Origin of the sequence: Paludibaculum fermentans (assembly GCF_015277775.1) — a bacterium.
Taxonomy (GTDB): domain Bacteria; phylum Acidobacteriota; class Terriglobia; order Bryobacterales; family Bryobacteraceae; genus Paludibaculum; species Paludibaculum fermentans.
In genome coordinates this window covers 2,730,170-2,756,142 of record NZ_CP063849.1, presented here as the reverse complement: position 1 = coordinate 2,756,142, position 25,973 = coordinate 2,730,170, and the positions used below count along the sequence as shown (strand labels likewise).

The window sequence follows — 25,973 nt, the reverse complement described above, 5'->3', positions numbered from 1 at the left end:
TCGAAGTGAGGCCGAGCTAAACATCCCCATCTCGATGGTAATATGGTATGATCACCCCTGCAAGTTGCATTCCAATTTGCAGGCGCCCTTCAGACGAGCCCCCGAATGGATCTAGACCAACTCCACACGTTCCTGGAGATTGTCCGCCTGAAGAGTTTTTCCAAGGCTGCGCAGACGTGTTTCCGCACGCAGCCGGCAATCAGTGCGCAAATCCGCCAGCTCGAGCAGGAGCTGAACACCTCGCTCTTCGAGCGGCTGGGTACGCGCATTCAACTCACTCCGGCCGGGCGTATCTTTTGCGATTATGCTGAACAGATTCTCGACCTGCGCCGCCGGGCGCAGAACTCGATCAATGAACTGGAACGCGTACCACGCGGCGAGCTGGTAATTGCGGCCAACGAAGCCACTTGCATCTACGTACTGCCGAACGTGTTTTCGGAGTACAAGAAGCGGTTTCCCAACGTGCAGCTTCTCGTAGACCGCAGCTACGGCGGCCACGTGACCGAGGCGGTCCTGGACAACCTGGCCGACTTCGGGTTCGCGCAGTTGCCCGTGCAGGACAAGAAGCTGCAGGTATTGCAGGTCTACACCGACGAGATCAAGCTGCTGACTCCGGCGGATCATCCGCTGGCGGCGCTGCCCGCGGTCAGTTGCCAGGACGTGGTGCCCTATCCGCTGCTGCTGCCGAAGGGCGGCGCGACGCGCAGCAAAATGAACCAGTGGTTGGAGCCGGTGGAAGACCTGATCCAGATCTCGATGGAGCTGGACTCCACCGAGATGATCAAGCGCTTCGTGCTGGCGGGCATGGGTTTATCGTTCATGGCGGCCTCGCATTTCCAGGAAGGCGTGGTGGCCGGCCAGTTCAAAGCGGTGTCGCTCGCCCCCGATCCGGTGATGCGGCGTCTGGGCCTGGTCTACAGAAAAGACAAGGCTCTGTCGAAAGCTGGGTTAGGGTTCATCCAGACCGTCATGAACCGGGCGAATGTGCCGCATCCGGAAGCTTCACAGTTTGCGGGGGTGGCGCCCGGCGGTCCGCGATGATATTAGATAGATAACGATCAGGTATTGCAATGAAGGAAGCCGGCGAACCCAGGACGTGGCACCTCTCCGTGGTGCTGACCTCCACACGGGAAGGTACGGAAGTATTCGACACGTTGGACGACATGCCTGCCGTCCTGCGCGCACGGTGCGTGCGTGCGCTCGACAGCAAGGAATGCCAGACCGTCGTCATTGCGGACGAAGCCGGGCGTGACTATCTGCGCCGGATCATCGAGGAGCGGGAACACGCGAAGCAGCAGGAACTGCCCGCCAAGCCCGCCGCGAAGAAGGCCTATTCGTTGCGGCTGGCCGCGGAGATCGCCGTCTGCGGGGCGATCGGCTTCGCGCTATGGCTCTTGGCGACCGTCCGCTGAGCTTACCGCCAGACGCAGTGCGGGACTAGAACTTCCACAATCCGGACAGCTTCCTCCGGCCCCAAACCAGCGCCGAAGCGGTGGGTGAAGCCTCCGCAATCAAAGACGATGGTACCGGCTCCGCTGAAGCGTCCAATGGAGCCGATGACTCCGCCCGCATCGGTGATCCACGCGGCGCCGCGCAAATTGCGGACCTTGGCCAGTTCAAATCGACGGTCGAACCCAAATCGCCCGATCTGCCGGCGGATGATCAGCGCGTTGTCGCGGATGGTGACGACCTCGCGGCCGATGAGACCCCACAGCAGGAAGGCCAGCGCCAGCACCCCGCCGATGGTCCACATGACGAGCCACGCCAGGATGATGGGCGGAGCCGGCCCCTGGACGATGCCGCTGAAAAGCAGCCCAATCACACCCAACTCGCCTACCGCCCAGCCGAGCATCCACATTCCGAGGAAGATCAGGATGAACCAGTTCTTACGGGAGGGCAGGGAGACCTCCAGGTTGCCGGAGGGGTAAGAGATACGCGCCTGGTTGGACATTGCCGCCGGGACCACCATCGCCTTCATTATGCACGCCTTGGCGGAGTTTGTCGCCATTCGGCTAGCAGGACCTTTGTGGACTGATTACCCCCTTAATACCCTCGGAGCACCCCCATTTGCGGGGAGTACTTAGTTGAGGTGTATCGCCGATACTTAGCCTACTAGGCTAATGCGCCTGCACATTTAGTCCGGGGCGAGCCAAGGCTTTATGTCTTGCCGATACCGCCAGTTGCCCACACTTTGGCGGAGCGGATAGGTGGTGGCCAACGGTCACCCCGAGCATCGCCCCGGACGATTTCTTTTGGCAGGCACCTCAACGCCGCTTGCTCGTCTCCCCCTCAATAAAAGAGTCCGCTGGCCGATATGGCAGGCATGGAACGCCGCCAGTCCCCTCGTCTCGCCGTGGCTATCAAGACAACCTTGACGGTCCTGGGGGAGGCGGATGTGAATGTAGCCGCGGAAGTGCAGAATCTCTCCGGGAACGGAGCGAAGGTGCTGATCGACAGAAAGTTGCCGACCGGGGCGTGTGTGAAGCTCGTCTTGGAGGATTGTCTCTACCTGGGAGAGGTGGCCTATTGCCGGCAGGTAGATGGCGGATTTCAGGCAGGGCTCGTCCTGGAGCACGCTGTGCACGCGCTGAACGACCTGCACTGGTTGATGCAGTCGCTCCTGGCGGAATCTGTCAGCTCGACCCGAGGCTTCGAATCCCGGCCAGAACCGAAATCAAAAGCGCGGCGCTGAGAGCCAAGAGCAATGCAAGGCCTACCCGGTTGGCCCGACGGCTTCGCCGGAATCCTGTTTGAATCAGGGTTCGCATTGGAATCTTCTCCATTGACTCAGACGTAAGCAAAGTGTATCAAAGTTGCAACGTGATCTCCAGAAAACGCCTTTAGTTGCCGGGGGCGGCGAAAATGTGACGAAGATCTCAAGATTGGCCGCCTGACGGGCTGCTGCATCGTGGATTCCCTGGTGATTCTCCTATCGGCTCGAACTGCCCGCCTCCACAGGGAATCGCGCTATATTACCTCTCAGATGCAGAAGAAGGTAGCCATTTTCGGTTGTGCCGGCCAGCTCGGTGTGGAGCTTATGCGGGAGTTCAGTGCCCGCGGCGCGAAGGTCTCGGGGTGGGAGCGCAGTCACGTTGACATTACGTCCGCGCCGGCGGTGGAGGAGGCGGTTGCCTCGGTGGATCCGGAAATCGTGGTGAATGCGGCCGCCTATAATATGGTGGACGTCGCAGAGAACGAGCCGTATGCCGCGTTTCAGGCGAATGGCCTGGCGGTTCGGAACCTGGCCCTGGCCTCGCGTCAGTGCGGCGCCCAACTGGTTCACTTTTCCACCGACTATGTCTTTGATGGCACGTCGGATAGGCCGTATGTTGAGACGGACGCCACGCACCCGCTGGGCGCGTATGCCGTTTCCAAGCTGGCCGGAGAACTCTACGCCCAGGCGTATCTGCCGAACCCGTTGGTGATCCGCACGTCGGGCGTTTTCGGTCCCGGCGGCCTGCGGACCGCACGCGGCAACTTCATTGAGCTGATGCTCCGGATGGCCGGGGAAGGGAAGACGATCCGTGTCGTGGAAGACCACGTCGCCAGCCCGACCTATGCCCCCGCGCTGGCGGCGCGGACCGTGGACATGGTGGAAAAGGGCGTCAGCGGCGTGATCCATTGCGGCGGCGGCACGCCGATCTCCTGGTACCGTTACGCGGAACTGATCTTCCGCGAGGCCGGGTTGACTCCGGAATTGAAGCCGACGACGGAGCGCGAGTACCGGACGCCGGCGCGCCGGCCGAAGTTCTCGCCGCTATCCAACGCGAAGATGGAGTCGCTGGGGATCGAGCCGATGCCTTCGCTGGAGACGGCGGTTCGCAGCTATCTCCAACTGCGTCAACGGATGCTGGCCAGCTAGCGGATCTCGCGGCGTGAGAACTCCCAGGTGCCGGCCAGGGACACAACGATAGCCCCCACGATCGAATAGACCAGCACGTCGTGCGTAGTGCCGGGCCTGGTCACGAGCAGGCGCGCGGGCAGGCACCAGGGCCAGAGCCGGCCATACTTGTCGGAATTGATCAGGATGAAGCTGATGATGGTGGCGGAGACCCCGACCCCAGTGGCAGCGGCAAAGCTCCGCAGGCGAAGGCTGATGAAATGGTGGATGGTGACGACCAGCAGGGAAGCCAGGATGGTGAGCCCGGCGTCGTGGAAGAACAGCGCGTACGGGATGGGATCGGGGAAGAGCAGGCGGGGTTCGAGCGCCCGGAGCACCACGCCATTGAGCAAGGCGCCGGCGGTGAGGAACAGCGAACTGACCACGACCATCAGGCAGGGAATGATGAGCTTCGACCAGTAGATGGCCCAGCGGGGCACCGGCATGGCGAGCAGGCTGCGCCAGCGATCTTCTGAATGTTCCAGCCCCGCCAGCAGCGCGGTCTGCAGCGTGACATACAGCGGCAGCATGAGCACGCCCCACAGGCTGAACGAGTTGCGGTGCAGAAGGTCCCAGAGCGGCTGCTGCTTCTTCGCGAAGAAGTCGACGCGCTCGTGGAACATCAGGAACTCCAGGGCCAGGATCAGGCCCGGCGCCAGGAAGACCAGCCAGAAGGCAAGGGTGCGGCGCAGTTTCAGGAGCTCGGCGGCAAAGGTGCGCAGAAAGATGGTCATGGGATTCAGGCCGGCTGGGTCAAGTCGAAGAACATCTCTTCCAGGGTGGGTTGATGGTTGTTGATGAGGTAGACGGCGAAGCCGCGCTCGACGAGGAAGCGGTTGATCTGGACAGTGGAGTCGCGGTCCATGGCTGGGAGTTCCACGGCGTTCTGTTCCCGGGTCACGGCGGGCCAGCCTTGCTGACGGAGAAGCTCCGCCGCGATCTCGGGGCGGTCGAGTCCGATGCGCAGCGCGGCCTGGCGGCGTGCGCGGAGCTCCTCGGGCGAGCCCTGGAATTGCAGTTTGCCGGCGGCGATGATGCCGATGTGCGTGGCAATCTGGTCCACCTCGCTGAGCAGGTGGCTGGAGAGGAAGACCGAGACGCCATGGGCGACCGGCATATCCCTGAGCAGGTGCCGCATCTCCTGGATGCCGGCGGGATCGAGACCGTTGGTGGGTTCGTCGAGGATGATCAACTCGGGCCGGCCCAGCAGGGCCACGGCGAGGCCCAGCCTTTGCTTCATGCCCAGGGAGTAGGTCTTGACCTGACGGGCGCCGTCGCTGGAGAGGCCGACGATGTCCAACACGCGGGCTAGGTCGCTCGCCGGGGTTTGTTTGAGGAGACAGGCGTGGCGCAGGTTCTCGGCGCCGGTGAGATGCGGGTAAAGGGACGGCGCCTCGACCAGGGCTCCGATGCGGCGCAGGACGGCCAGCCGTTGCTGTTCCAGGGATGCCCCGAAGATCCGGATCTCTCCGCCATGGCCTCGGAGCAAGCCCAGCAGCATGCGGATCGTAGTCGTCTTCCCGGCGCCGTTGGGTCCGAGGAAGCCATATACCGAGCCTGCCGGGACTTGCAGGCTCAGCGAGTCGACCACCAGCCGGTCGCCAAAGCGGCGGGAGAGGCCACTCGTTTCAATCACCATTTCGTGCATCTAAATCGCAAGACGGGCGAATTGGCGAATTATTCCCGGCTTGGCCGATTTGCGGATTGGTAAGAGTTACCGGGCCAGTGCGGAGCAGGCGCCGTAACTCGAAGAAACCAAATTGAGATCCACAATGGCCAGGTTCCTGCATTAGGGTCTGTGCCATGAGAAAGAAGCCTTTGTTTGCCTGTGCCGCACTGAGCGCCTCCCTGCTGTTCACGGGTTGCGATCCCTCAGCGACGACGGCCGAGGCAGCTTCGCGGCCCCCCGCTCCGGTGGCGCAAAAGCCGGAGTTCACGCTGGTGACGGTGCAGCCCGGAACCAAACTGGCGGTTCGCCTGGATCACGCGATTACGACGGATCGGAACCGTCCTGGCGACCGTTTCACGGGCGTGCTGGTGGCGCCGGTGGTGGTGAATCAGCAAACGGTGATCCCCGAGGGCGCGAACGTCACGGGCCTGGTCAAACGGAGTGCATCTTCCGGCCGGTTCAAAGGCAACGCCGTGATCTCCCTGGCGATGACCAGCCTGGAGTGGAATGGCAAGACATACAACGTGACGTCGAACCCGGCTACGCGGTATAGCGGGGGTCACAAGAAAAGGAACTGGGCCATGATCGGAGGAGGATCCGGCGCCGGAGCATTGATCGGAGGCCTTGCCGCGGGCGGCGGCGGGGCGCTGATCGGAGCCGGCGCCGGGGCGGCGGCAGGTACCGTAGGTGCGGCCTTAACGGGGCGTAAGCAGGTACGTTTGCCGTCGGAGGCGCTAGTCAATTTCAGACTGGCGCAACCTCTCACCGTGCGGACAGAGGCGCGCAGCGGCGTCTCGCGGGATCAGGCGTAGGGTTCGGGCGGAACCCTGCGTCTGGTCCCGCCATGGGGACCGCATGGCGGTGAAGATGGGATGTGGGCCTGCTGCTACTGACTGGTGGATGAAGACGGGAAGAGATAGCTTTGATCCCACAAAACTGCGGGATGCTCTCCCCTTCGCCGCCGTGGCGAGAAACCACTTCAGAGAAGGCGCGTAGGGGGCTGCGGCCCGCTTCCTGCCAGTGGCGGTTCGTGACGGGGTGGCGACCCCTCCCTGACGGTCGGGGTTCGTTGCCGCTTGTTTCGCGTCGGCGGCCGGAGGGCCAGTCGTGACTCTCTTGAGAGTCAGGCGGGTGGGTGGGTGGCGATGAGCCTCCTGGTGGTCGACCAGGGGGGCCGCCGTCCCACGTACTGCGGTCCAGCCCGGGCACATTCCTGTTCCCATTCTCAGGAAAACCGGCTCGCCTCAGCGTTATCATGAGATAAATGCGTCTGCTTCTGCTGATATTGCTCGCGGCGTCGGCCGGTGCGCAAAGCGTTGAGTTTTACACTATTAAGGAAGGCGTACTCCAGGAACGCCTGCGCCTCGCCCACCCCAAAAACCCGGAACGTTATCAGCGCCTCAAAACACTCTTTTCCCAGTCCGGCTGTGCTGGCGACTCTCTCCGTGAACAAAAAGTGGGTGGCTCGAAGGAGCCCAATCTGATCTGCGGGCTGCCCGGTTCTGGAGACCGCCCCCGCAAGATTATCGTCGGCGCACACTTTGATGCCGTAGGCGGCGACGGCATCATCGATAACTGGTCCGGTGCCGTGCTGCTGCCCTCTCTGTATGAATTCGCGGGCCGCGCCAAACCCCGGCACGACTTCGAATTCATTGGTTTCGCCGCGGAAGAAAAGGGACTGTACGGCTCCAAAACCTACGTGAAGTCGATTCCCAAGGACGAGCGCAGCCGGATTGCGGCGGTCATCATCATCGACTCAATCGGACTCACGTCGACCAAATGCTGGGTGAACGGCTCCACGAAGGAACTCGTCCAGGATGCCTTCAAGGTCGCCCAGGCTCTGAAGCTCGACTTCCGGGGCGTCAACGTCGAGGGGGTCGGCACGACGGACTCCCAACCCTTCAAGGACAATCACATTCCGGTCCTCTGCCTGCATTCGGTCACGCAGGAGACCTGGAACGTCATCAACGGCAGCCGGGATGTGTGGTCGGCCGTGTCGTGGAAAGACTACTACGACACGCATCGTCTCATCTCAGCCCTCATTCGCTACCTGGACCAGACGTTGCCGTAGGACGGGCGTTCCTGGACTCCCGCTTCCAATCGCCACATCCGGCCGTGGTAGCATCTCGATCGCGATGCCACGCGGAGATTATGGTTACGACGCCCCTTGTGCCTTGGCGATTTTTGGAAGTCTGGCGGCTGTCAGCGGTGTGGGCGCGGCCGTCGCCTGGTGGCGCATGCCGCCGCATGCCGCGGGGCCGATCACGCTGTATTTCGTGCTGTTCCTGATCAACAGCGCCAGCTTTTACTACACCACTCGGCATGGCAAGTTCCGGGAGTGGGAACGCATTCTGGAGCGTGTTGAGCTGCATGGCGGCGAGAGAGTGCTCGATTTAGGTTGTGGCCGCGGCGCGGTACTGGTCGCCGTGGCTCGCAGGTTGACCACAGGCCGGGTGACCGGTGTGGATATCTGGAGTACGAAGGACCAGTCGGGCAACAGCAAGGACGTCACGCTGCGAAACGCTTCGCTGGAAGGCGTGAGCGACCGGGTGCAGATCGAGACGGGGGACATGCGGAACCTTCCTTTTCCGGATGCGACCTTTGACCTCGTGGTTTCGAGCCTGGCGATCCACAACATTCGATCGGATGCCGACCGCCGGCGGGCGATCGCGGAAGGCTACCGGGTGATCAAACCCGGAGGCCGGATGGTGATCGCCGATATCCGGGCTACCCGGACCTATGCGGATGCCTTGCGGAACCTGGGGGCGTTGGAGGTACGGCGCCAACGGTTGGGCTGGCGATTCTGGTGGGGGAATCCGGTGGCCGCCACTACGCTCCTCACGGCGTCCAAGCCCGGGCTCTGAGCGGCAAGGAGGCGATGAAAAGGGGATGAGATGGCTTTGATCCCTCAAAATCAAAGGATTCCCGGCCGTTTCCACTCATTAAAGAAAGAGCCCTCCGGCGGAGGTACGGAGATTCGAGAGTCAAAGATCAGCAGGATGCGGGGAGACCCCTGGATCCGGCGTGGCCATTCTAGTCCCTCCTGCCTCGCTCTGGAGGCGAATCGGCCTGCAAGTGATTGAAAGGGAATAGCGAAAAAAAGTCGAACCGTGGGGACGGTTAAGAGATCAAGGTTCTTGAGAACCGTGACTGGACGACTGAGACGGCGTTGCACGCCTCCAACCTTGGGTCCTGTCGCGCATTCGGTTGCAGGCCGGCGACCCCGCTTCGGCCGCAGGCCGCAGAGGGGGTGGGCGGTGAGAGATCCAACAACAGCCCCTCTGCACGAACGAGACGCTCGAAAAACGGCGAAGGACGTGCGGCTCCCTGTTGACGTGCAGCAGACGGACGCGGGATGGGTTTGGGCGGGGGGGCGTGTGGCTCCTGCCCGCCCGTTTGTTTCGGCCTCGGAGGGGCAGATCCAGGGGCTTGCAGTGGCCTGCGCCGCGTTTGGCTTGATGCGTTCCAGTGGCACTCTTGATGGTTGGAATCAGGCTGGCCTGGGTCCAATTGCTTGAACTGGGTAGGCGGCATGGTGTTGACGCCACGTCACTTATGCGTCTTGCAAGGCGACCAGCCGGCTCCAGTCAGCATATGCCAAAACCCTCGAGAAGTGTTCGGAGCTGTCTGTAAGCTCTGTTCGTTCAATTGCTTACGAGCTTGGTCGGGTCAGGCTGGGGCCTTTCACAATAGCCATCCACGACCGCATCACTGGTGTGGTCACCGAGGCCGCCGTCTTCGTTGCCGTGCGTCGCGACTCCACCAACACCTTCGTTGAGGCCGCCGCTTCTCAGAGGCTCGCCGACTCGATCGGCTCACACATCCGTACCCGGGAGTTCTTCTACGGCGTGCCGGAAATCATGGTGTCGGACAGTCTCAAAGCAGCCGTCACAAATCCGACTCGCTTAGCTTGACTTAAGGCGCTAAAAAGAAGGACCTCACACGGGATGGCGAAATTGAGATCAAACCAAGATCCATCAGCCCGAAGGTGATATGGCGCCACCTCGGATTCTCAGCCGAAATGACGTTGGGTCCGGGCCACTCTCCCGAAGAGTCCCACCACTTCACGGGGATCTGTTCCGCCATTCACTTACCCGGGCAGCTGTCATTGTGAATCTGCGCCCAGCGGCCTGGCAAACGCTCAAATAGCCTTGTGAGTCACAAAGTCGTGGCTTGCTGCGCAGAAGTTGAGATAGACTCAACTGGGAAAAGGAAACCGTCGCGGCGGGGACGGCCATCACCGACGGCCCCCTACATATGCGTACGGGCGGTAATGCCGTATACGGCTCCCACCTCGGATGCCTGGCTCAAAGCTAACCTCGGGATAGGGATGGTATGACCGGGGCCGGGGCAACCAATGTTGAAAGAGCCGAGTCATTCGTTCTGCGCTTATTCGGTATTTCTGCCTGCGCCGTTTCAGCGCATGCCACGAGAGGCGTCAGATCCGTTCACGAAACCGGTGGAGGCTCGCCCAGTTTCCCGGCACCGAATGATATTGGCAAGACCCTTCGACCACACGCTCCAGCCACCCGTTTCGTGCGGCGCCACCTCGCGCTTCCGCGCTCGAATACCTGATCGCTATGCCGCCGGAAGCCGATTCCCTGGCTGACCTGTTGCGTCGTGTCTACGGCCTGTCCGCTCAGTACTTCGATGCCCGCCGCATGCGCTACGGCCACCTTGGCAGAGCCGGTTTTTCTCCCGTCCTAGGGCATTGTCCAACCAGTAGACGGCCCTCCATTATGTGGAGTCCAACCCGAACCGCGCTGGCTTGGTGCAACAGCCAGTGGACTACGAAGGGTCCAGCGCGGAAGCCCATTTCGGCGGTCACGGCTGGCGCCGCGTCCTCGATACGGACTTCTTCGGGCGTTTCAGAGGCGTCGAGAATGGGCGACTCCTCTTTGGGGCGCCAGTGACAGAATCAGACTGCCAGGTCCTCCGCACGCCCACGTTTGCGGAGCAACCCTTTGCGGAAGACGTATTTCGGGTGAACCCCCGGCCGCCGACAGGCGCGGAAGGAGCCTACCCGACACCAGCAGGACGACAAGCGCAGGCTGGCGCGCGTCTTGGTGGCAGGTTCAGATTGGTACGGCATCGCCGATCACCATCTGACCAATGGCAGGAAACATGGCAGAAATGGCCTGGATCACGAGCGGACAACTGGCGGGGGGCCGAGTCCGGCCGTCCCCAATACCCCGAGTCAGGCCACCTCCAATGCCCCAACACCATTCCATTGACCGAACCGATTCAAATCCGGCGGGCTCGATTCTTGCAAGTTATCGAAAGATTTGCTCGGGATTCAATTTAGAGTTCCGCAAGAGAACCCCCAAATGTACGACAGCGTGTACAATGGCGTGACGGGCAGTGCGCCGATGTTTACGCACACCCGTTTACACTTTTGTATCGGAGTGACCAATATGCAGCTGCCTAACCGGCAGGAAGCCTTTCATCGGGCCGGAAGAGTGCGCTTGATGATTTCCTTGGCGGTTTTGAGTTGCGCGCTCGCCGCGCCTGCCGCCGGAGCCGCCATCAGTTGGAATGCGGCCTACTTCAACGATGCCGGATTGAGCGCGGGGGATTATGGCAAGTTTCAGTCCACAATCAACACCGCCCTGAATTACTATTCGACGAAGTTCCAAAGCCCGAATGCGGTGACGGTGAATATCGAGTTCCATGCAGGGACGACGGGCCTGGGCACCACAAACTCCTACAGCAACACCATCACCTACGCTGCTTACCGTTCCGCTTTGGCCAGTACGGGTACGTCGGCCAACGACGCGACCGTGCTGAGCACGCTGCCCGGGACGGCCGCCAACCCCGTAAACGGTAATACCGACATGGACCTTTCCCTGCCGCTGCTTCGAGCGTTGGGATTCTCCGAAGGCAATCTTGCCGTGCCGTGGGACGCCAGTGTCGATCTCAATGTGGGCTTGATGACCCTTGACCGGTCCGGCGCAATGATTCCGGGGTCCTATGATCTGCTTCAGGTCACTTATCATGAACTCAACGAAGTGATGGGCTTTTTGACCGCCCTGAATGGAGTGCCGAACAGTCCGGTGACTGTCCCCTCCGGCCCGATCCAGACCGCCGACCTGTTCCGCTTCTCCGCACCGGGGGTGCGCACTTTCACTTCCGATCCGAATCAACCAGCCTATTTCTCGATCAATAATGGGGTTACGCTGCTAGCGAATTATAACGTCAGTGATGGCGGCGACCGGCAAGACTTCAACGGTTCGCCGTCTCCGAGCGTGCAGGACGCGTTCAGTACCCCCGATATCCGGCTGAACAACGGCCTGGCCGAGGAGACGTTCCTGGATGCCATCGGTTATAACGTGGCACCCTCGGCGGTACCGGAACCCAGCACGTTCGCGATGCTCGGGCTGGGCGGTGTGTTCCTCGTGATCGCGCGCCGGCGGCGTGGCAACCAGTAAAGATCCCCGGCTCTGCCAGGGATGAGCCAGCGTGAAGGGTTCAATGTGAATGAACGGGGCTGAGCGATCAGCCCCGTTTGTTTTCCCCGGGCAGGCGCGATGGGGCGCGGAGGTCCATCCTGAACACCGCCGGGCGGCCCGATGAGGATTTCGAGCAGGCCGATATTTGCATTGAACCCCACCTATCCGCAGCCAAGTCCGATCCCTCAATAAACGGATTCCGGACCTGTGATCGGGAACGACCCGTTCTCCCCCCTTTCTTCCCTGCAGGACTGGCTCCTCGTGGACTACCTGGCTCGCTTGGCCGCAAACGCCGTCGATGCCCAGGATCCCCGCCCCATCCTGGGCACCCATGGCCGCAAGGAGGGCCGCCTGGCCTCCGGTGGCCTGCGCGTGGCTGAGGTCCGCGCATTGCTAGAGTGGAAAGTCCATGGAATGGTATGAAGCCGAAGTGCGGGCGCTGGAACAAGCGAGAAAGCCCCAGCGCTCACCCCTGCATCCAGTAGTCTTTTATGGCAGTTCCAGTCTCCGGCTTTGGGACTCACTCGCGTCTGATCTGGGAGAGCCTGACACGCTGAACCTGGCATTTGGGGGCTCCACCCTGGCGGCGTGTGTCCATTTCTTTGACCGGCTGATCACGCCGCTGGACCCTGCGTCCCTGGTCGTGTATGCGGGAGACAACGATCTTGGAGACGGCCGCAAGCCGGAAGAGGTGCTGCAATCCTTCGTGGAGCTTGCGGGCAAAGTAGCGCGGTTGGCCCGAGGGATGCCGTTCGGGTTTATTTCGATTAAGCCCAGTCCGGCGCGGGTCGACATCCTGGACCGGATCCGGCTGACGAATGCCTGGATACGCGAGGAGATTGAGCGGATTCCTGACGCCTATATGATCGATGTCTTTCCACCGATGCTGGACAGCAAAGGCGTTCCGCGCCGCGAGTTGTTCCTGGAAGACGGACTTCACATGAACCGCGCCGGGTATCTGTTGTGGCTGGAGGTGCTCGAACCATACCGCCACAGGATATTCACCAGGGGCTAGCAGCCGATTCATACGGACCAACTACCCTGGTCCGGGGATGAACCGGGAGTATCACAAATGGTTCAGCACGCGGCTCCAGCGCGAGATGGAGTTGCTGGTTTTCGGCCATGCGGGCGCCCGGGTGCTGATCTTCCCAACCAGGGAGGGCCGGTTCTTCGACTATGAGAACTGGGGGCTCGTCGCTGCGTTGCAGCATCACCTCTCCAACGGCTGGCTGCAGCTTTTCTGCGTAGATAGCATCGACTCGGAGAGTCTGTATGGCCGCTGGTCCCCTCCACCGACTCGCATCGCCAGACACAAGCAGTATGAGGAGTACATCCTCCGCGAGGTGGTGCCCTTCACGCAGTGGCGCAACCCGTCGCCGTTCCTGATCGGGCATGGTTGCAGCGTCGGCGCGTACCACGCCATCAACATCGCCTTCCGCCATCCGGAGCTCTTCGGCAAGGTCGTCGCCCTAAGCGGACGCTACGATCTCACCAAACCCGCGGGCACGTTCCCTGATCTGTTCGACGGCTACTACGACGAAGACATCTACTTCCACACACCGAATCACTTCCTGCCCAATCTCACGGATCAGGCCTATATCCATCGGCTGCGGCGCGTTGAGATCGTGCTGGCTGTGGGTGACGCGGATCCGTTCTACTCCAGCAATCAGGCGCTGAGCCGGGACCTGTGGGGCAAGGGCGTTTCGCATCAACTGGAGGTTTGGAATGGTGAGGCGCACCGGGCGCGATACTGGCGGCAGATGGTTCCGCTCTATATCTGACAGCTCATGCGATGCCCCGTGGACTGCAGGCGAGCCCGTGCCTGCGCCGTGTTGGGCCACGCCAGCCTGCCCCGCACTTTCCTAATAGGCACCGGCATCCTGGATGAATTGCGCGTAGAACTGGACGGCGCGCCGGAAATCGGCCGCCGGAATCCGCTCATTGGTGCCGTGCATCTGCTGCAGGGTCTCGCCCGTGGCGGGAATCGGGCTGAACCGCAGGAGATTCCGGGTGAGGGCCTGGTAGTGCCGTGCGTCAGTAGACCCGCTGGACAGCACAGGCACAAAGACTGCTTCCGGATAGACCCGGCCGAGGGAAGCCTGCAGCAGCTTCGCCGCCGGGTCAGCGGGATCGGCCAATGGCGGCGCCTCGTGGCTTTCGAGAATGCGGAGCTTCACCCTTGGGTCGGCAACGACATCAGACACGTGCTGCAGCACCATGCCGGCGGAGTCTCCGGGGAGAAGCCTGAAGTTCACAACGGCCCGGGCGCGCTGTGGCAGCATGTTCGGCTTAGGGCTGCCTTCGATGACGGTGGCGGCTCCGGTGGTCCGCAGTTGAGCGGCGCTGGACGGATTGTTCTTCATGATGCTGGTCACCAGCGGACTCGTCAGCCATAAGTTGCCCATGATGAAGCGCATGGGGAAGGACATCTCAGGCGCGGCGTAGTCGAAGGTCTGGCGCGCCGCACCCGACAGACGGGCAGGCAGTGGATGAGCCTCGAGCCGCGTGATGGCCTGGCTCAGGATGCCCACCGTGGTGTGGGCGGAAGGAGCACTGGAGTGGCCGCCCTCCCCTTCCACCAGCAGTTCCAGGTCGAGATAGCCTTTCTCGCCAATGGCTACCGCCGCGACCGGCGCAGCGACGCCGGGCAGGAGTCCGCTCGCCAGGAGACCGCCCTCGTCCAGGACCAATTCCGGCCGGACGCCGCGGGTCCGCAACAAGGTAGCGATGGCCTGTGCGCCGGTGCCTGTCAGTTCCTCGTCATGGCCAAAGGCGAAGTAGACGGTTCGACGAGGTTTGAAACCTCGGGCCAGCAACAACTCCGCCGCCTCGAGAATCCCGATGATGTTCACTTTGTCGTCGAGGGCGCCGCGCCCCCAGACCACGCCATCCTGGATCCGGCCTTCGAACGGAGGGACAGACCACCCGTGTGAGGGCCCGCCCTCTCCGGCAGGCACTACGTCCAGATGCCCCAGCAGGAGGATCGGGGGCGCGTCCGGCGAGGCCCCGTCCCAGCGGTAGAGCAGGCTGTACTGGTTGACCACTTCGACGGACAGAGCTGCGTGGGTCCTGGGATAGGTCTCGCGCAAGTAGCGATGGAGCCGCAGGAGTTGGCTGCCGTCGATCTTGGCGGGATCGTCGAAGGAAATCGTGGGAATGCGGATGGCTCCAGCGAGATGGGCGGGCGCCGAAGAAGTGTCGAGCGTCGTGAGCGCGGGTGTTCCGGCCGGCCGAACCTGCCTGGACTTGAGCAAGGCCGTCCGGCCGATGGCCAGGGCCAGAACGGCACACACGACCGGGACGCCGAGGAGGCCGATTCGCTTAGTCACCGCTTTCCGCCGTAGTGGGGACGAGAGGATTGCGCCGTTGAGGATCCCTCAACTGGCGGAAGCTCCCTGACAGGGCGACGCACAAGAAGTGAATTGCTCTTGCGCTGCGTGATTCAAGGTAATCCCATAAAGTTACGAAATTGAGAACATTCAGTGAATGTCTGGCGACCATTTGGCCCAGGTCAGTTATTTGCGGCGATTGCGTCAGGCTGACGGCATGACCCATGTGTCCAGGATACTGATTCGCACCAGCCTCGAAGGTCGCAACACCCGTAGAGACGCCCCGGCGGATGTTTGCCCACAGCGTGCGTAGCCCGCGATCATTGGCCGAATATTGCATTGCGTTCCACTTTTCCTATCGAACGATGCATCAGAGATTAATGCAGCTTAGTCAACTGGCAAAACCCGAGCTGGCCGCTACTTTCTAATCAGATGAGGATATTTTTTTCATAGCTCGGCAGTCTCATTGTAATCGATGTGTAATGGCTTCCCGATTCCAATGAAGTGTCATGTTTCTCCGTTCACTCGCTCCCAGTTGCCTCAAACTTCTCCTCTGCCTTGGCGCCGCACTTGCAGCAGCCGGGCAGCCCGCCAACGCACAAACCGGCAGTATCGCCGGGACGGTCACTGAACAGTCGAGAGGCACCGCCCTGGCGGGAGCGGATGTGGCGATTGAGGGGCGGTCCATCAAGACCACCACCGATGAATCCGGACAGTATGCACTGCTGGGGATCCCCGCGGGCAAGATCAAGGTCACGGTGACCTACCTCGGGCTGGACAGCAAGACGGAGGAAGTGACTGTTGCCGCGGGCCGGACCGAGAATCTGAATGTGGCGCTGGGCGCGACGATGAAGAGCTCGATGACCGTGGTGGGGGAGCCGATCCTGGAGGGCCAGGCGCGCGCGCTGAACGATCAGAAGAACTCGCTTAACCTGGTGAACGTTGTGGCCGCGGACCAGATCGGCAGTTTCCCCGACCCCAATGCCGCCGAGGCAACTCAGCGTATTCCCGGCATCATTGTGCAGAGGGACCAGGGGGAAGGCCGCTACGTGTTGATCCGCGGGACGGAGCCCCGACTGAGCGCCACGACCATCAACGGTGAGCGGATCGGCACGACCGAGAACACGACCCGGCAGATTCCCCTGGACACGATTCCGGCGGACCTGATGGGTGCGATTGAGGTCACGAAAGTCCTGACGCCGGACATGGAGGCGGACTCAATTGGCGGGCGAGTGAATCTGGTGACGAAGCGCGCTCCGGCGGTGCCTCAGGTGGGCCTGACGATCGCTTCGGGCTTCAACACGCTGGTGGGGCAGGACATCAAGGACTATAACGGCACCTACGGCCAGCGCCTGATGCACCAGAAGCTGGGGTTCATCGGTTCGGCCAATTTCTACCAGAACAATCGCGGGTCGCAGGATCTGGAGCCCAGCTACAACAACTCGGCGTTGGCCGGCCTGGATCTGCGCGACTACACGCTGACCAGGACCCGAGTGGGCGGCACGGGTGACCTGGACTTCCGTCCGAACGCGAACTCCACCTTGTTCGTGCGTGGATTGCGGACAGAGTATGAAGACAGTGAACAGCGGCACCGCTATCGCCAGATTGTGAGCAGCGGCCGCCTGGAGCGGTTGCTGCGCGACCGCTACCACGATTCCACGCAACTGGCGATCAGCGGAGGCGGCAACCACGTACTGCCGAACGGGTGGTTCCTCTCGTACCGCACCGCTTACTCCAAGGCGAACCTGGATACGCCCTACCGGCTGGAAGGGACCTTCCGTCAAACCGGCGTCACCTTCGCCCCGAACGTGACTGCGACTTCCATCGATCCCAACAACATCCAGGCGAATCCACAGAATGAGAACCTGGCGAATTTCAACTTCATCCAGGCGGCCATCCAGAACGATCGCGGCCGGGAGCGCAACGCCTCCGGCGGAGTGGACGTGATGGCGCCGACACGCTTTGGCGGCTTCACGGGCGCGGTGCTGAAGTTCGGGTTCAAGGTGCGAGACGCGGACCGGTCCCGCGAAGTCGATACTCTCACGCAGACGCCGGCGAAGGGGGTCACCCTGAAGCTGACGGATTACGCCAGCGGCAGCTACGCGCCTGCCGACAATTTCCTGGGCGGGCGCTATTCGGGCTTTGGCACGCTGTTTCCCGACAAGGACAAGCTGCGCGGGCTGAGCCACGGCGGGACGCTGGTGGACACGATCGGGGCCACTGGAGATGCGGGCAACTATACGGCCCACGAGCGGGTAACGGGCGCCTACGCAATGGAAGAGATCCAGATCGGCGAGCGCACGACGCTGGTTCCGGGCGTCCGGTTTGAACTCTCCGACGTCGCCTACGGGGCTCCTGTGTATCAGTTGGATTCGACCGGCAAGGTGCAATCCCGCACGCTGGCCAGCGGCAACAGGACCTACCTGAACGTGCTGCCGGGCCTGCATCTGCGCCATGAGGTTGCCACGGACACCGTGCTGCGCGCCTCGTTCTCGCGGACCCTGGCCCGGCCCAACTACAACGACCTGGCTCCGTTTGTGCTGCAGGATCCCTCGGCCCTGACCATCTCCCGCGGCAACTCCGACCTGAAGGTGACGACGTCCAACAACGTGGATCTGTCCCTCGAACACTACTTCAAGACGGTGGGCGTCGCGTCAGCGGGGTTCTTCTATAAGAACCTGGGCAACTACATCTACAACACGACGCTGCAGCAGACGATTGGCGGCGACATCTATCGTGTCAGCCAGCCGATCAATGGCGACACGGCGAACCTGTATGGATTCGAGACTTCGCTGGTGAGGCGGCTGGATTTCCTGCCGGGCGCGCTGAACGGGTTCGGGGTCTATGCCAACTACACCTACGTCCACTCCAGCGCGACGCTGCCCCGCGGCAACTTCGTGCTGCCGGGCCAGGCGAAGCACATGGGCAACGCCTCCCTCTCCTACGAGAAGAAGGGGCTGTCGACGCGTGTTTCCTTCAACTACCAGGGGCAATACCTGTTTGCCGTAGGCGGCACGGCCAAGGATGACAACTGGCTGGACAACCGGCTGGAGATCGACTTCTCCGTGAGCCAGCGGTTGACCAAGCACCTGCGGGTGTTCATCGATCTGCTCAACCTGGGCAACGAACCTTACCGGGTATACCTGGGCACGGACTCGAATCGTCCGATCCAGGAGGAGCGGTACAAGATCTGGGCCATCGCCGGCTTGAAGATCAACTTCTGATTCGCGGCCTCAGCGCACCACAAACTGTGGATCGATGGCTGCTTCCGCCAGGCGGCGGAACGCTGTCCAGGAGCACTCGTAGCCTTCGCCTGCTGTGCTGCAGCCGGGAAGGAATAAAGGCGCGCGCAGCGGCGGAGATTGGAGGGTCAGCGGCTGAGCCGCGTGCATCTGGTCGAGGCTCTGCACGGTGTAGAAGACCCGCACACGGGCCGGCTCGTTGCCCCGTCGGCGCAGCTCAAAGACCAGCGCTCCACCGGGGGGCGTGTCGTCCGGCGCGTAGCCGGGCAGGACCCAGTTCAGGCGCAGCAGTCCGGATAAGTTGGAGAGATTCGTGTCGTGGCCGACCAGGAAGAGGACCCTGGCGTGTGCACTGCCCAACGCGCCCTGGACCGGCTTCGCGTCGGCGGCCTGCTGCAGCGATGCGGCGATATGGAAGAGCAGGTTGGAGCCGCGAATGCTGGCGAGGTAGGGTGTTCTGCGAGCCAAGTCCGCATAGGCGGTATGCAGGGTGAGCACCTGCTGGAGATTATCGGCGTTGAGCCGGCCCCATCCCAGGTCGGATCCCGTGCGTCCATCGGTGTAGACAAGCAGGAGATTCTCTGTGAGCGTGGACGCGGTGCGCAGCGCCCCTGTCACATCGACGACGTTGTCTCCTTTGCCCGCCTTCACCGTAATGGGTTCATCGAGGGACAAGCGGGGGCGGCCGGCGCCGGATAGGATGTGTTGCATCTCAGCGAACGCCGGGGCGTGGGCCTGCAGCAGGGCGGCCGGGTTGCCGGCGATGCGGCCGAGCACCGCGCCCAGGGCGAGTTCGCGGTCGGGTTTGCCGGGCGTCATGCCGAACGGATTGAAGAGCGGGTCCTGCGCGTCTTTGCTTTCGGAACCGGTTTTGAGCCCGCAGCCGGGCGCCAGACCCTCGGCGAGCGCACGCCCGGTTTCCAGGGTTCTTTGATCGGTGTCCGCCCAGATGCCCAGGCTGGCGGTGTGCGCGCAGCCTTCCGTGGGCAGCAGGCCCTGCGCTCCGAAGTAGGCGCGGTAGTAGGCGCCGAACTGCCGCATCAGCAGGTAGCCGTGGGGCGTGAGTTCCGAAGGCTGGACATCCCACTTCGGCCAGGGCTGGGCGGAATACTGGTTGAGCTGCGCGGGCGTCCAACTCGGGGCGCGCACGCCGTGCCGGGTGACGACGATCGCATAGCGGAGATCAGGGGGCGCTGCCTCCTGTTGGGCCGTGGCGGCCAGGGCGGAGGCACAGACCAAGATGCTCAGGATTCTAAACTGCTGCTTTGACATGGGGACTCCGGAAGGGGGCGCGGCAGGCCGCGGCTTGTGGACAGGGCAGGAAGTAGATGGCGAATTCGTGATGGAAGCCTGTTGCCGGGGCGTGCCGGGCGGGGGACGCCGCAACAATAAGAAGCTGGCCGGCCGTGGGTTCCATGGCCGTCAGCGTGTACCCGCGGCGGCGATGATGTTGAGCCCGAGGGCGAAAAGTCCGGCTCCGATGAAGACGCAGACGGGCAGCGTCAGAACCCAGGCCAGCAGCAGGCTGCGCAAGGTTCCCATGTTCACTCCGGAGCGGTTCGCGAACATAGTGCCCGCCACTCCGGACGAGAGGACGTGCGTTGTACTCACCGGCAGCCCGAAGGCGTCCGCGGCGCCAATGGTCACCATGGCGACAATTTCGGCGGAGGCTCCCTGCGCATAGGATAGATGCTGCTTGCCGATCTTCTCCCCCACGGTGACGACGATGCGCTTCCAGCCAATCATGGTGCCGAGACCAAGGGCGACGGCCACGGCCAGTTTGACCCACCACGGGATGAAGCGCGTGGCCGGCCTCAGCGCGGCCTCATATCTCTTCCTGACGGCTTCCTTCGCGGGCTCGGCGAATTGTCCCAGCAGGCCGAGCTTGGTTACCGATTGCTCGATGAGATACAGATCCCGGCGCAAGGTGGCGCGCGCCTCGCGAGGCACCTCAGTGAATGTGCCCCGGCCGGTGAGCTGCGCCAGGACTTCCGCGTTCACCGCACGCAGGGCCGGCCGGGTCGTGGAGGCTGGGCGGTCGGTCGACCGGACAAACGCGGACAGTGTGCCACGGGCCTCTTCAGCGGAATCGGCGGCGGTGTCCCCGAGCGCCTGATCCAACGCCTGCGAGGCCGCCCGGAGCTCCTGAAGATCTGCTGCCGGCGCTTGCAGGTTCAGCGCAAAGGCGGCAGGCAGAACTCCTATGAGGATCAGCATGATAAGCCCCATGCCTTTTTGGCCGTCATTCGACCCATGAGCGAAGCTGACGCCGGTGCAGGTGCCCAGCAGCGTTGCCCGCACCCAGAACGGTGGCGCCTTGCCTGGCTCCGCCGAGCGAAACATCTCCGGCCGCTTGATGAGGCGCTTCAGCAGCACCAGTAGCAGCGCCGCCAGTCCGAATCCGAGCACCGGGGAGATGAGTAGGGAAGCAAACACTTCATACGCCTGGCCCCAATTCACGCCTTCGCCAAAAACGCGGCTGTGCGCGAAGACGGAGTTCGCGAGGCCCACGCCCAGGATGGAACCGATCAACGCATGCGAACTCGACGCGGGCAGACCGAAGTACCAGGTTCCGAGATTCCAGACCATCGCCGATGTCAGCAGGGAGAAGACCATGGCGAAGCCAGCGGCTGAGCCGACATTCAGGACCAGTTCCACGGGTAGCAAGGAGACAACGCCGAAGGCCACCGCACCCGAGGAGGTGAGTACCCCAATCAGGTTCCAGAGACCGGACCAGACCACGGCCTGCATGGGCTTCAGCGAATGGGTATAGATGACGGTGGCCACCGCGTTCGCCGTATCGTGAAACCCGTTCACAAACTCGAAGGCAAGGGCCAAGCCGAGAGCGAAAAGCAGGATGATGCCAGCATGGAGCTGCAGTACTTCGCCGAAAAGAGACACCGAGGAAACTCCCCCGCCGCATGCGGCCGCTGAGATGGCCGATCTCCGAGTTTATCGGTTCCATGTTTCAAAACAGCAACGGATGGATGATTCGCCCGCAAGACGGTTGGTTGTGGATCGCGCCGCGCGCACGCTTGAGGGGCCGATTCCAGCTCTCGGAGCAACATCGGCCGGGCGGCTAGTTCGAGGCGGCCGCGGCTGACAGGGGCTGCACGTCGTAGCGGAGCCGCACGGCGGCAATGACCTCTCCGCGATGCCGCTCACAGCAGGCGACCAACAGTTGCTTCGCCTCGGTTCGTTGAATTACCGTGCAGACCACGAGGACGGTTGCCGTCTCTTCGCAACCTGGGGATTGGCAGATCACGGAAGGTTCACACAGCGCCTTTATGTGCATTGGGTGTCCTGCCGCTATACTACGCCGCGCGAGGCGCACAGGCTGCCCAGGTTATGTTTTAACTCGTCCCTGGGGCTTCGGTTCGGGAGTGCCCTTCGAAGAGGAGTCGGCCTATTGTCCGGCTTTGAATTCGAAGCTGTCGATGACGCGTCCGTCGATGCCGAGCGCCTCGCCCACGGCGCGTTTGCCCACGACTCGAATCCGGACGAAGTTCTCGGTCTTTTCGACTTTCCGGGTGATGTAGGCCGGAGGCATATCCACGTTGTAAAGAGGAGCGCCGCCGCCTCCGGTGGTGATGTATTGGATGCCCTGCTTTTCGAAACGTTGATAGTTGTGATCATGCCCATTGAGCATGGCGGTCACCTTGTACTTCTCCATCATGGGCACCAGCGCCGTCATGTGGGCATTGTCACCCTGCCGGTTGCTGACCGCCGTGAATGGGGGGTGATGTCCGGCGACGAACCTGAAGTCGGCGCCCTGGTTGCGGATCAGATCCTGTTCCAACCACGCCACCTGCTCCTTCCAGTAGCGATCCTGGGCTTCGGTGCCTTGTCCGGCGTTGCGAATGTCCGTGTTGAGGACGGAAAAGTGTGCGTTCCCGTAGTTGAAAGAATAGTACCCGTTCTTGACGTCGAGGAACTCGTAGAACTGAGGGTCATTCTTCTCGTGGTTCCCGAGTGACGGATAGAACGCGGTTTTCGAGAGCAGGGGCGCCTCTATCTGGAAGAACTTCGGCCAGAGCGCCGTATCCGCGCCGTCCGCCACGAGGTCGCCGGTGTGGAGGACGAAGTCGGGGTCGGACTTCTGGGCGCGTGCGATCACCTGTGCGTGGACGTCATCCCTGGTGCGAACATCGCCATAAACAACGAAGGTGAACGCAGGCGCGGCGTCGGTCGAGGTCTTGGCCGAGGTAGGCGCCGGGGGCGTCTTGAAGTGCCCCTTTCCGGCGGGCGTGGAGTAGTAATACGTGGTTCCGGCCTTCAGTCCCGTGTAGACGGTCTTGCGCACCTGAACGGTCCTGGCGCTGAGGCTCAAGCCGGACGGGGACTCTCCCAGCGTAGATTGAGAGTCGCTCACCAACCAGATCACGGTCGCGGTCCTGGGGCCAAGGTTGACGACAGCGGGGCCGCCGACAACTTCCTGCGCCCTGCCCAGGCTGGCCAGTTGACCCGCGCACAGCGCGAAGGCGAGTAGTGGTGTCTTTGTCATTCGATTCTCCCTCGTCAAGATGCATCAATCGGGAGAATACTCGTGCCTGCCCGCCACGCTGTCGCGCGATGCGCCCGCAATTCCCTCATCCGATGAGACACATCGGAGTATGACGTATCCAGGTGAAACTGAGATGAATCGGTGTGGCGGGTCAGGGGGCACGCCATCAGAGGTTGGCAGACCGGCCGTCGCGGTCAAGGCCGCCGGATAGGTAGAGGGCGGGTATTGGCGGCAGGGGGAAGGAAACCGGAAGAGATGGCTTTGATCCCTCAGCAGCGATGGATTGTGAGGGCCGCGGGCTGGTTGGCCTTAGGCCTGTGAGTTCGCCTTTGTGTTGCTCCCTGGAGGAGAAGGAAACGGGAAGAGATGGCTTTGATCCCTCAGCAGCGATGGATTGTGAGGCCGTGGGCTGGTTAGCCTTAGGCCTGTGAGTTCGCCTTTGTGTTGGTCCTGGAGGAGAAGGAAACGGGAAGAGATGGCTTTGATCCCTCGGCAGCGGTGGATTGTGAGGGCCGCGGGCTGGCTGGCCTTAGGCCTGTGAGTTCGACTTTGCATTGGTCCCGGACGGGTAAAGAAACGGGAAGCAATCGCTTTGCCCGGCCTCAATCCAGTGAATTCGCTCCCTTCCCAGCCGTGGTGAGAGAGTCCTTCGGCGGAGGAGTGGAGATTCGAGAGTCAAAGATCGGCTGGAGGCGGACAGACCGCGAGATCCAGTGGGAGGAGTGTACGCCCACGTCCCAGGGCTGGAGGTCTGGGCGGTCCGCAAGTGATTGAAAACATGTAGCAAAAAGACTTGGAACCGCGGTGACGGCGGTCCCGGTGCCGCGCAATTCCGGTGTTTTCCGGGCGGTTCTGGTTGTTCGGACCGGTGGGCGCGTGTTGCGAATGAGAGGAACACCCTGGGGGGAATGGACCGGCTGAGCTCGCGGTGAGTGGTCTTCAATGGCTCGAAACGGGGTTCCGGTTGGCGGTCCTTCCCAGTGGGGATTGCGGTTGATTGGATATGTTTCCCTACCTCTTGTGCGATTGGGATCTCGGTTCCTGGCGGAGCTGGTCTTGGCTTATTCGCAGTAGACGCGGACTTTGGTGGCGTTGCCCGCGGAGCTGTCGACGTCTACGGTGAGGTCTTCGAGGTGGTCGATGAGTTCCTCGAGGTTTTCGGGCTTTATCTGCGAAAGGGTGAGAGGCACGCCGTGCCTGTTGAGCGCTTCGTCCAACTGCTGGTGGGCCTGGACGGGGATGAGGCTGGCCAGGCGCACGCCCGCACGGAGCAGTTGCATGGGGACGCGGACATTCACCGTGGTCTGGCCCTTCGTGCCGGTTGTTGACTCGTCGGCTTCGACCAGCACGCGCAGGTATTTGGCGCGGGATTTTACGATGGTGCCGCTGGCGCCGGAGTGTGCGCCGGCGGGTGGAGTGCGTTCGGGCTCAAGAGCGGCGATGAGGCGTTCGGCTACGCCGGTGGTGATCTTGCCCTCGGCGAGCATTTCCAGAATCTGGCGACGATTTTCGTTCATTGGATTCCTCCCGAAAGATGTTGGATGAAGGTGATGACTTGGTGCAGTGAACCATCCGCCAGCAAGACGCGTGACACATGCACGAGGGCGGCGAGGCCCTGGTGCGGGATCAGGATGAAAAATGTTGCTGCGACACAGGCAGCGAAGGTCACGAAGGCGTCGCGACCCGCGTTGCAGGCGATGAGGAGACGTTCTGCCTCGGCCGGAGTGATGCGGCCGAGAGCGACGAGCGAGAGGATGGCGTGGCGATCATTTCGCATGGCGGTTTCTAGAGGATGCGGACCACGACACGGGCCTGCTGGGTGCTGACGTGGACGTTGGTGCCGGGCAGGCTGCAGAGGATGGCCCAGAAGATGGCGATGACGCGCCAGATGCTAGTTCTGGCGGCGATGGAGAGGACGACAAGCGCCAGGAAGATGATGGGTGAGAGCAGGATGACCGGAATCCACAGGAGAAAAACGGGCAGCCACAGTTGGGGCCAGTGGAAGCCGGGGGTGTCGATGCCGAGGACGGCGAAGTTGGGAGTCACTTCAGGGCCTCCAGTGCGCGGATCGCTTCTTCGGCGGTGATTTCGCCGGCCCTGAGCCGCTCCAACACTTCCGCGCGGGATGGAGACGGATTGGTTTCAATGAACTGCAGTTGGCCGGAGATGCGGTTGAGCCGGGCCTTGATGGTGGGGTAGCTGACGCCGAAGGTTTGCTCCATCTCCTTGATGGAGCCGTGGGAACGAAGGAAGGCGACAACGAAGACCTGGTCTTCCAGGCTGAGACGGGCCAGTTCGGGGAGGGTGAACTGGCCTTCGACCGTGATCCCCTTATCCGGGATGCCGACCCGCTCAATGAGGAGCGGACTGCCCTGGGCGATGCGGAGCAAGTCCTGCCAGTCGGAGGTGGGTTTGGGTGGAGGCTTCATCGGGATGCGATTATTTCAACTTCTATGGATACAATAATTCAGTTTTTTAAGTCATGCAAGGATTTTTATTGATTTTGTTGATTGTGGGCCGGGCGGCGTGCGAGCGCGCCCTCGGAGACTTCGAGAGCTGGAGCTCGTCCCATTCGAGGCAGCGGACCGGGTGGAGTGCAAGGGGCGAGTGCCGGGCCCACGGCTGGGCGTGAAGCCGGCATGACGCTGGAAGGCCGTGGGTGGTGAGCGCACTTGATGAAGCGAGAGGCTATCGGACAGACTGGGCCCGGTTCCACCGGAGTGTGCGAGCAAGGGGGCGGGAAGCCAAATTACGTCGCGTCCACTGGGTTGGGGGCTGAAGTTGGGAGAGTCTTCGGTCAGGACGCGGGCCGGAATGCACTTGAGCGCAGGTGAGGAACCCGACCGGCTAGCAGCCTGTGGCGGAAGTCGCGCAGCCGCGTTCGCACCGCCGCCGGTACC

Annotated in this window: 24 protein-coding genes; 12 read left to right on the top strand and 12 right to left on the bottom strand. The window is 62.3% G+C overall.

The window, feature by feature from the left end:
- The first annotated feature begins 105 nt into the window (after positions 1 to 105).
- The gene (locus tag IRI77_RS10730) at positions 106 to 1,041 is read left to right on the top strand and encodes a LysR family transcriptional regulator (protein WP_194452066.1); all 936 of its coding nucleotides are present in this window, start codon (positions 106 to 108) and stop codon (positions 1,039 to 1,041) included.
- A gap of 29 nt (positions 1,042 to 1,070) precedes the next feature.
- Positions 1,071 to 1,412: a hypothetical protein gene (locus IRI77_RS10725; protein ID WP_194452065.1), complete on the top strand. Its 342-nt coding sequence runs from the start codon at positions 1,071 to 1,073 to the stop codon at positions 1,410 to 1,412.
- A gap of 2 nt (positions 1,413 to 1,414) precedes the next feature.
- On the opposite strand, the gene IRI77_RS10720 is transcribed toward IRI77_RS10725, so the two are convergent.
- A complete protein-coding gene (locus tag IRI77_RS10720; protein WP_194452064.1) occupies positions 1,415 to 1,978 on the bottom strand; it encodes a hypothetical protein in 564 nt (187 codons plus the stop codon).
- 336 nt (positions 1,979 to 2,314) lie between these two features.
- Here IRI77_RS10720 and IRI77_RS10715 point away from each other — a divergent pair, with 336 nt between their 5' ends.
- Both IRI77_RS10715 and rfbD read left to right on the top strand, forming a co-directional pair.
- Positions 2,315 to 2,692 (top strand): PilZ domain-containing protein, encoded by a 378-nt coding sequence (locus IRI77_RS10715; RefSeq protein WP_194452063.1) that lies wholly within the window; start codon positions 2,315 to 2,317, stop codon positions 2,690 to 2,692.
- 291 nt (positions 2,693 to 2,983) lie between these two features.
- Positions 2,984 to 3,862 carry a dTDP-4-dehydrorhamnose reductase gene (rfbD, locus tag IRI77_RS10710; protein WP_194452062.1) on the top strand — a complete coding sequence of 293 codons (879 nt, stop codon included), beginning with the start codon at positions 2,984 to 2,986 and terminating at the stop codon, positions 3,860 to 3,862.
- Here rfbD and IRI77_RS10705 read toward each other — a convergent pair.
- The gene (locus IRI77_RS10705; protein WP_194452061.1) at positions 3,859 to 4,614 is read right to left on the bottom strand and encodes an ABC transporter permease; all 756 of its coding nucleotides are present in this window, start codon (positions 4,612 to 4,614) and stop codon (positions 3,859 to 3,861) included. The two genes, rfbD and IRI77_RS10705, sit on opposite strands and share 4 nt — an antisense overlap.
- Positions 4,615 to 4,619: 5 nt before the next feature.
- Positions 4,620 to 5,519, bottom strand: coding sequence for an ABC transporter ATP-binding protein (locus IRI77_RS10700; RefSeq protein ID WP_228486678.1), 900 nt, complete (start codon positions 5,517 to 5,519; stop codon positions 4,620 to 4,622).
- Between the two features lie 164 nt (positions 5,520 to 5,683).
- Between IRI77_RS10700 and IRI77_RS10695 the strand changes: the two genes are divergently transcribed.
- The 7 genes from IRI77_RS10695 to IRI77_RS10665 all read left to right on the top strand — a co-directional run bounded on the left by IRI77_RS10695 (position 5,684) and on the right by IRI77_RS10665 (position 13,779).
- Positions 5,684 to 6,361, top strand: coding sequence for a hypothetical protein (locus IRI77_RS10695; RefSeq protein WP_194452059.1), 678 nt, complete (start codon positions 5,684 to 5,686; stop codon positions 6,359 to 6,361).
- A 452-nt stretch (positions 6,362 to 6,813) separates the two neighbouring features.
- The gene (locus IRI77_RS10690) at positions 6,814 to 7,620 is read left to right on the top strand and encodes a M28 family metallopeptidase (protein ID WP_194452058.1); all 807 of its coding nucleotides are present in this window, start codon (positions 6,814 to 6,816) and stop codon (positions 7,618 to 7,620) included.
- A gap of 64 nt (positions 7,621 to 7,684) precedes the next feature.
- Complete coding sequence (locus IRI77_RS10685; RefSeq protein ID WP_194452057.1) at positions 7,685 to 8,413, top strand: class I SAM-dependent methyltransferase; 729 nt, start codon at positions 7,685 to 7,687, stop codon at positions 8,411 to 8,413.
- Between the two features lie 2,604 nt (positions 8,414 to 11,017).
- Complete coding sequence (locus IRI77_RS10680; protein ID WP_194452056.1) at positions 11,018 to 11,977, top strand: NF038122 family metalloprotease; 960 nt, start codon at positions 11,018 to 11,020, stop codon at positions 11,975 to 11,977.
- 228 nt (positions 11,978 to 12,205) lie between these two features.
- The gene (locus IRI77_RS10675) at positions 12,206 to 12,421 is read left to right on the top strand and encodes a hypothetical protein (protein WP_194452055.1); all 216 of its coding nucleotides are present in this window, start codon (positions 12,206 to 12,208) and stop codon (positions 12,419 to 12,421) included.
- Positions 12,408 to 13,013 carry a GDSL-type esterase/lipase family protein gene (locus IRI77_RS10670; protein WP_194452054.1) on the top strand — a complete coding sequence of 202 codons (606 nt, stop codon included), beginning with the start codon at positions 12,408 to 12,410 and terminating at the stop codon, positions 13,011 to 13,013. The genes IRI77_RS10675 and IRI77_RS10670 overlap by 14 nt, the downstream gene beginning before the upstream one ends.
- A gap of 37 nt (positions 13,014 to 13,050) precedes the next feature.
- Positions 13,051 to 13,779 carry an esterase family protein gene (locus IRI77_RS10665; protein WP_194452053.1) on the top strand — a complete coding sequence of 243 codons (729 nt, stop codon included), beginning with the start codon at positions 13,051 to 13,053 and terminating at the stop codon, positions 13,777 to 13,779.
- 81 nt (positions 13,780 to 13,860) lie between these two features.
- Here IRI77_RS10665 and IRI77_RS10660 read toward each other — a convergent pair whose 3' ends face one another.
- Positions 13,861 to 15,327: a M20 family peptidase gene (locus IRI77_RS10660; protein WP_194452052.1), complete on the bottom strand. Its 1,467-nt coding sequence runs from the start codon at positions 15,325 to 15,327 to the stop codon at positions 13,861 to 13,863.
- A 509-nt stretch (positions 15,328 to 15,836) separates the two neighbouring features.
- Between IRI77_RS10660 and IRI77_RS10655 the strand changes: the two genes are divergently transcribed.
- On the top strand, positions 15,837 to 18,551 hold the full coding sequence (locus tag IRI77_RS10655; RefSeq protein WP_194452051.1) for a TonB-dependent receptor: 2,715 nt from the start codon (positions 15,837 to 15,839) through the stop codon (positions 18,549 to 18,551).
- Between the two features lie 9 nt (positions 18,552 to 18,560).
- Here the strand turns inward: IRI77_RS10655 and IRI77_RS10650 are convergent, their stop codons facing one another.
- The 8 genes from IRI77_RS10650 to IRI77_RS10615 all read right to left on the bottom strand — a co-directional run bounded on the left by IRI77_RS10650 (position 18,561) and on the right by IRI77_RS10615 (position 25,502).
- Entirely contained in the window at positions 18,561 to 19,841 is a 1,281-nt protein-coding gene (locus IRI77_RS10650) for a histidine-type phosphatase (RefSeq protein WP_194452050.1), read from the bottom strand.
- A gap of 150 nt (positions 19,842 to 19,991) precedes the next feature.
- Positions 19,992 to 21,470, bottom strand: coding sequence for an inorganic phosphate transporter (locus tag IRI77_RS10645; protein WP_228486677.1), 1,479 nt, complete (start codon positions 21,468 to 21,470; stop codon positions 19,992 to 19,994).
- Positions 21,471 to 21,648: 178 nt separating this feature from the next.
- Complete coding sequence (locus tag IRI77_RS10640; protein WP_194452049.1) at positions 21,649 to 21,789, bottom strand: hypothetical protein; 141 nt, start codon at positions 21,787 to 21,789, stop codon at positions 21,649 to 21,651.
- 186 nt (positions 21,790 to 21,975) lie between these two features.
- Positions 21,976 to 23,073 carry a metallophosphoesterase family protein gene (locus IRI77_RS10635; protein ID WP_194452048.1) on the bottom strand — a complete coding sequence of 366 codons (1,098 nt, stop codon included), beginning with the start codon at positions 23,071 to 23,073 and terminating at the stop codon, positions 21,976 to 21,978.
- A gap of 1,061 nt (positions 23,074 to 24,134) precedes the next feature.
- Positions 24,135 to 24,590: an SHOCT-like domain-containing protein gene (locus IRI77_RS10630; protein WP_194452047.1), complete on the bottom strand. Its 456-nt coding sequence runs from the start codon at positions 24,588 to 24,590 to the stop codon at positions 24,135 to 24,137.
- A complete protein-coding gene (locus IRI77_RS10625) occupies positions 24,587 to 24,850 on the bottom strand; it encodes a hypothetical protein (RefSeq protein WP_194452046.1) in 264 nt (87 codons plus the stop codon). The genes IRI77_RS10630 and IRI77_RS10625 overlap by 4 nt, the downstream gene beginning before the upstream one ends.
- Before the next feature lie 8 nt (positions 24,851 to 24,858).
- Complete coding sequence (locus IRI77_RS10620; protein ID WP_194452045.1) at positions 24,859 to 25,119, bottom strand: hypothetical protein; 261 nt, start codon at positions 25,117 to 25,119, stop codon at positions 24,859 to 24,861.
- A complete protein-coding gene (locus IRI77_RS10615) occupies positions 25,116 to 25,502 on the bottom strand; it encodes a DUF2089 domain-containing protein (RefSeq protein ID WP_194452044.1) in 387 nt (128 codons plus the stop codon). Before IRI77_RS10615 ends, IRI77_RS10620 begins: the two co-directional genes overlap by 4 nt.
- Positions 25,503 to 25,973 lie beyond the last annotated feature (471 nt).

Excerpts from the sequence above, each read along its gene's own strand:
- IRI77_RS10635 (WP_194452048.1), bottom strand. The coding sequence starts at position 23,073 with ATGACAAAGACACCACTACTCGCCTTCGCGCTGTGCGCGGGTCAACTG.
- IRI77_RS10670 (WP_194452054.1), top strand. The coding sequence starts at position 12,408 with ATGGAATGGTATGAAGCCGAAGTGCGGGCGCTGGAACAAGCGAGAAAG.
- IRI77_RS10715 (WP_194452063.1), top strand. The coding sequence starts at position 2,315 with ATGGCAGGCATGGAACGCCGCCAGTCCCCTCGTCTCGCCGTGGCTATC.
- IRI77_RS10655 (WP_194452051.1), top strand. The coding sequence starts at position 15,837 with ATGTTTCTCCGTTCACTCGCTCCCAGTTGCCTCAAACTTCTCCTCTGC.
- IRI77_RS10650 (WP_194452050.1), bottom strand. The coding sequence starts at position 19,841 with ATGTCAAAGCAGCAGTTTAGAATCCTGAGCATCTTGGTCTGTGCCTCC.
- IRI77_RS10665 (WP_194452053.1), top strand. The coding sequence starts at position 13,051 with ATGAACCGGGAGTATCACAAATGGTTCAGCACGCGGCTCCAGCGCGAG.
- IRI77_RS10630 (WP_194452047.1), bottom strand. The coding sequence starts at position 24,590 with ATGAACGAAAATCGTCGCCAGATTCTGGAAATGCTCGCCGAGGGCAAG.
- IRI77_RS10705 (WP_194452061.1), bottom strand. The coding sequence starts at position 4,614 with ATGACCATCTTTCTGCGCACCTTTGCCGCCGAGCTCCTGAAACTGCGC.
- IRI77_RS10695 (WP_194452059.1), top strand. The coding sequence starts at position 5,684 with ATGAGAAAGAAGCCTTTGTTTGCCTGTGCCGCACTGAGCGCCTCCCTG.
- IRI77_RS10625 (WP_194452046.1), bottom strand. The coding sequence starts at position 24,850 with ATGCGAAATGATCGCCACGCCATCCTCTCGCTCGTCGCTCTCGGCCGC.
- IRI77_RS10725 (WP_194452065.1), top strand. The coding sequence starts at position 1,071 with ATGAAGGAAGCCGGCGAACCCAGGACGTGGCACCTCTCCGTGGTGCTG.
- IRI77_RS10720 (WP_194452064.1), bottom strand. The coding sequence starts at position 1,978 with ATGAAGGCGATGGTGGTCCCGGCGGCAATGTCCAACCAGGCGCGTATC.
- IRI77_RS10680 (WP_194452056.1), top strand. The coding sequence starts at position 11,018 with ATGATTTCCTTGGCGGTTTTGAGTTGCGCGCTCGCCGCGCCTGCCGCC.
- IRI77_RS10690 (WP_194452058.1), top strand. The coding sequence starts at position 6,814 with ATGCGTCTGCTTCTGCTGATATTGCTCGCGGCGTCGGCCGGTGCGCAA.
- IRI77_RS10615 (WP_194452044.1), bottom strand. The coding sequence starts at position 25,502 with ATGAAGCCTCCACCCAAACCCACCTCCGACTGGCAGGACTTGCTCCGC.
- IRI77_RS10730 (WP_194452066.1), top strand. The coding sequence starts at position 106 with ATGGATCTAGACCAACTCCACACGTTCCTGGAGATTGTCCGCCTGAAG.
- rfbD (WP_194452062.1), top strand. The coding sequence starts at position 2,984 with ATGCAGAAGAAGGTAGCCATTTTCGGTTGTGCCGGCCAGCTCGGTGTG.
- IRI77_RS10700 (WP_228486678.1), bottom strand. The coding sequence starts at position 5,519 with ATGGTGATTGAAACGAGTGGCCTCTCCCGCCGCTTTGGCGACCGGCTG.
- IRI77_RS10685 (WP_194452057.1), top strand. The coding sequence starts at position 7,685 with ATGCCACGCGGAGATTATGGTTACGACGCCCCTTGTGCCTTGGCGATT.